A 303-nucleotide genomic window follows, 5' to 3' on the forward strand; every position below is an offset into this window, starting at 1 on the left:
GCAGTGGTAATTCCCTTGGTATACAACTGAATGACCGTTGTTTCTAAATTATCACTGTGCCGACCGTAGGCTGGCAAGGTATGATTTTCAAACCGGCCATTGCGATCTCGAGGAATGGTTAAGTTAAGTTGGCCGTACTTCGTATCAAACGCGCGCTCATAACTGCCGTTGCGGTTATTACCAGTGTTAATCCCAGCGTATGAGTAGCGTTCGTAACCCAAAAACTCTGCCAATTCGGTTTGAAGCAGCTGGTTAATCGCAATTTCGAGGTGGTGACAAAAACTTCGTCCAAATCTTGCTTTT

At 45.2% G+C, this 303-nt stretch carries 1 pseudogene; it reads right to left on the minus strand.

Annotated features, from left to right (window positions below):
- A pseudogene (locus tag LPKJCM_RS00845) lies at window positions 1–303 on the minus strand (transposase); the annotation flags it as partial.

Origin of the sequence: Lentilactobacillus parakefiri (genome assembly GCF_002157585.1) — a bacterium.
Classification (GTDB): domain Bacteria; phylum Bacillota; class Bacilli; order Lactobacillales; family Lactobacillaceae; genus Lentilactobacillus; species Lentilactobacillus parakefiri.